General features: G+C 57.3%; 3 protein-coding genes and 1 pseudogene. 1 reads left to right on the top strand and 3 read right to left on the bottom strand.

The features are described from left to right. Window positions 1–471: 471 nt before the first annotated feature. From IB286_RS15575 to IB286_RS15175, 3 genes and pseudogenes are all read right to left on the bottom strand, one after another. Window positions 472–618, bottom strand: a pseudogene (locus IB286_RS15575) (hypothetical protein); the annotation flags it as partial. A gap of 184 nt (window positions 619–802) precedes the next feature. Then, complete coding sequence (locus IB286_RS15180; RefSeq protein ID WP_190766994.1) at window positions 803–1,783, bottom strand: alpha/beta fold hydrolase; 981 nt, start codon at window positions 1,781–1,783, stop codon at window positions 803–805. Between the two features lie 167 nt (window positions 1,784–1,950). Continuing rightward, window positions 1,951–2,916 carry a hypothetical protein gene (locus IB286_RS15175; RefSeq protein ID WP_008250613.1) on the bottom strand — a complete coding sequence of 322 codons (966 nt, stop codon included), beginning with the start codon at window positions 2,914–2,916 and terminating at the stop codon, window positions 1,951–1,953. Window positions 2,917–3,166: 250 nt separating this feature from the next. Here IB286_RS15175 and IB286_RS15170 point away from each other — a divergent pair, with 250 nt between their 5' ends. Further along, window positions 3,167–3,835, top strand: a complete 669-nt coding sequence (locus tag IB286_RS15170) for a hypothetical protein (protein ID WP_190766993.1) — start codon at window positions 3,167–3,169, stop codon at window positions 3,833–3,835. Window positions 3,836–3,949: the final 114 nt, after the last annotated feature.

Below are 3,949 nucleotides of genomic sequence, written 5' to 3'. Positions count from 1 at the left end.
CGCTGAGTAACGCCCTACCCTCGCCCGATGAATCCAGACGGATCAGCACACTTCTTCCCACTGGTGTGTGGCGTATTGCATTGGACAGCAGATTGGACAATGCGCGACGCAGCATAGCGCGGTGCGCAAATCATCCCGACTAGCAGATTAGTCTTGAACGATTTTCAAACTGGTCATAGCTGAAGTTAGCACCGTATATCCCCCTCGGAGCAGCCGAGCATCGCAGGCTGAAACGGGTCAAGGGGCCGGTTGTCTGAGCCGCGCAGCGGCGAGTTTCCGGCCTCGCCGTCGCTTCGAGAAGCGCAGGGGAGCCGCAGGCCTGCTCCGCGGGGGTGTCTTTTCTTTTGGTGCATTTTCTTTGGACAAGCAAAGAAAAGTCACTCGCCCGTCAGGGCGAAACACTGACCAAACAAAAAGAGCCCACTGAAACATCAGCAGGCTCTTTCACATCAGGCGGAAAGTTCAGACCGCTTACCTGAACACAAACTCCCCGGCTTCCACATCCACCGCAACCTCGTCTCCCGGCGAGTAGGCACCAGCCAGGATCTTCTGCGCCAGCGGGCTTTCGATCCATTGCTGGATCGCGCGCTTGAGCGGACGGGCGCCGCATAAAAAGGGGTCAGACCCCTTTTTCTGTGAAGCGAACCACGAATCTTTTACGGGATGCTGTAGGCTTGTCCGACGGTGTGATGTTTGAGCGCCGCCTGTTCCATTCGCTGTTTGACACCAACGACCAGAAGGCAGGCATGGACGCCTTCGTGAACAAGCGCCAGCCGACCTTCACCCACTCCTGAGCAGGCTCCTAGGATGTCGCGGCGACAAATTTCCCTGTTTCCAACCACGCCACAATTGCGTTCGCCAACTGGTCGCTATTGCTCTCCACCATCATCCCGTGGCCATTTCCCTGGATGCCTTTTTCACCGAGATGAATGAACTCGGCACGCGCGCCGTTTTCATTCAACCAATCCACGATAGGTTTATCGGTCGCGACCGTGTGGTCCGCATCATTGGTCCCCATGATCAGGGCGATGTGCTTACCTTTGTAGCCAGAGAAATCTGCGACACGAGGCGCACTGTTCGCATAGTTCACCCGCTCCAGCAGAAGCCTGGGTGGGATCACATCCAGCGTGGCGACATAAGCGTCCAGGAATTCCCGCGGGAAACGTGTACCGGTGCCTACCAGCTTCTTGGCGGCCCAACCGGGCCCCTCAACAAAAGGCTGCTTGCGACTGATCTTGAATATGGGCGCTCCTGGTGCCAAACGTACCTCTACGAAGTCGGAAGTGTCTGTCAGAAACTCCGTCGGAGCACTCACGTTCCCTGGCCCTCCAGGGGCGATGGCAACAAGTTTTTCGATCCGGTCACCGTAAAGTTCGAGCAGCTTCCAGCCGAAAGGGCCCGACATCGAATGCGTCATGACAATCGCGGGGCGATCAAGCGTGGCAAGTAGCTTTCCCAAGCCCCGTATCACCGTTTCTCCGGTCAAGGCGTCATAAGGGATATATCCGCTGCGACCCGTCCCAGGCCAATCTGGCACAACAACCTTATAGCCTTTGGCGGCAAAAACGTGTGCCCAACCAGGTCTGCCATCGGCTGTTACCATATAACAAGCGCCGCTAACCGCCCCGCCGTGGATAAGAACCATCGGTGGTTTGTTGGTCTTCGTGACCGGCTCCAGCACCTCGTAATAAGTCGAGGGATCGCTGACAAATCCGCTATGGAAGTTAATGGCGCTGCTGGAGCGTAAAAATTTCCTGCGGGATGTCGGATCGTTGTTCTTCATAAATGGTCTCCTGAAGTTTTATAGATCTCGTTGATCGCCCCAAACTCGCTTCGCGAGATCCATACAGAAAGGTATAAGGCCCGCTCAACCCAAGCCAAGCCAAGCCAAGCCAAGCCAAGCCAAGCCAAGCAAATATTATTACCTGATTCCGTGACTTACAACCCCACTCACACCTCTACAACACTGTAACCACGCGTCCAGCGTTCGTAGTAGATCGAGATCAGGAACGAGTCTTCCTTGGGTTGGGCTTCTGTCACAGCCATCGTTAGCTCCTTGTTCTGTTCGATGAATGATTCCAGCGAGGCAACCAGTTCGGCGCGGGATAGTCCCGCGTCGCGGTCACGCAGGTAAGTAAAGCGGTCGGCCCCGCCTGCTTCTCCGAGCGGCGCGGCACGCAAGTGGGCGTCGTGCCCAGACTGGAGGATGTCGTCGATTGCTTCAACGGCAGAGCGGTACTGCACAATCGCTTCAACCTCGTTGGTGCCAGCGCGGCGCAGGGTGCCGGACAATACGGGTGTTGCCAGTTCGCCCCAGTCGGCGGCGAAATTGGCAAGCTGGGCTGTCACCTTTTCGCCGTACTTCTCGCCAAGAATCGGATTGGGCTGCCCTTCGCGCTCGAAGGCCGTCTCGGCAACCTCGCTCATGAAGAACCACGGATCGCCTCCGTAGCGTCCTTCCCAGTCGATGACCTTGGTTTCGTACCAGAATTCGGCGAGCTTTGCGCGGCTGTCGAACAGGCGCTCCAAAGCGCCGTCTTCGTCACTGTTGATCGCGGCCCACTTCGCCTCGGCGGCAGCTTGCGTGGGAGCGGGATACCAGTTCTTTGCGTCCATGTAGGCGATGTTGCGCATCTCTGGCTTCATGTCGTAGGACTTCTGTGTCAGCCAGTCCTCTTTCGTGACACTCCACGACTGCACGGCCCAGTGCGGGAATCGGTCGCCATCTTCCTTCACTGCGGCAAGGCGCATTGCCTCCGCGCCATGCGCGAATACGACTACCACGTTTTCGCCGTGGTCGGCGCGAGTTGGATGCAGCAGCGCATCAAGCAGCTTTTCCTGCTTGCGCTGGAGATCGGCAGCTTCCATTCCTTTGGCTTGCGCGTACTCTTGCAGTGCTTCAATCGGCTTCAACATTGGCGTTCCTCGCGACGAAGTGCGCGGTTTTTATGGGCGTACCCGCATCACCGTGATAAGATATAGATTGCTGTTTCATGGCCCATGATTGCGCTGTGAGGCTGCTTTTACCTTTCATTTGAACGGCACCCGCGAAAGCGCGTGCCGTTTTTTTGTGCCCATTTTAAGGGTCTGCGTAACGCACATATTCTAAGCGTGCGCTCAATATGATATGTTAGAAACCTTGTTTTGACTATCCCTTGAGGCGCGTATGAACATAAGACTAGGGACGTTCCTGTTCGGCGACGACGACAACTACGTCACGGCATCAATCGAGCCGGTGAAGCCCGCATTCCGGGAAAGCATCGGTCGCGTTGTCGATGGCGGTCGCCTGCGCGTCCAGACCATCGACGCCGAGCCGGAAGGCCCGGCATTCGACCTGCTGCTGGAAAACACCTCAGAAGATCGCTGGAAGCTGACCGCTGCGGTGGGTGCAAAACTGGCTCGCCATCTGGCCGAAGAACACGACCGCTACGCTCGCCAGCCCTTCTTCATGGCGTTTGAGCATGAGCAGTTCGGTCGCCTTTACTTTGAGCCGGTGAGTCCGGCCCAGCAGCAGGAGGGGATCGCATTCAGCCTGAGCACCCGGCCAGCCGATCCGAAGACGGCGCAGTCGCTGACCATCGGTTCGCAGGAAGACCTCGAAGCCTTCCTGATCGCGAACCGACTGAACGGCGGCGTCCGTTGGATGCCCAATCAGCCGGAATTGGCAGCCGCCGTGCATCAAGGCAAGGATGACGCCCTCGCCGTGGCCAACGCCCAGCGCGAGTACGCGGCGGGCGTGATCTGGGACTTTGACGCCAGAATGGAAGAGGCCGCTGAGTTCGAGAGTGCCAATCTGGCGGCTGTACGGCCAGACATCTATTCCTTTCACGTATAGGAAGAATAAACGCCCTTTTCACCCAAGTCCAACAGCTTTGGACCGCAGTTGACTCTTTCGACACCCCTGCGATGCAACCCAATCCGGCTGACGGGGAGCCAGCAACGCTGAAAA

The sequence above is a fragment of the Spongiibacter pelagi genome, assembly GCF_014705705.1.
Taxonomy (GTDB): Bacteria; Pseudomonadota; Gammaproteobacteria; order Pseudomonadales; family Spongiibacteraceae; genus Spongiibacter; species Spongiibacter pelagi.
Note: the sequence above shows the minus strand (reverse complement) of the source record. Positions and strands in the feature narration are given on the sequence as shown.

Coding starts and splice junctions, on each gene's coding strand:
- IB286_RS15180 (WP_190766994.1), bottom strand. CDS start 1,783: ATGAAGAACAACGATCCGACATCCCGCAGGAAATTTTTACGCTCCAGC.
- IB286_RS15175 (WP_008250613.1), bottom strand. CDS start 2,916: ATGTTGAAGCCGATTGAAGCACTGCAAGAGTACGCGCAAGCCAAAGGA.
- IB286_RS15170 (WP_190766993.1), top strand. CDS start 3,167: ATGAACATAAGACTAGGGACGTTCCTGTTCGGCGACGACGACAACTAC.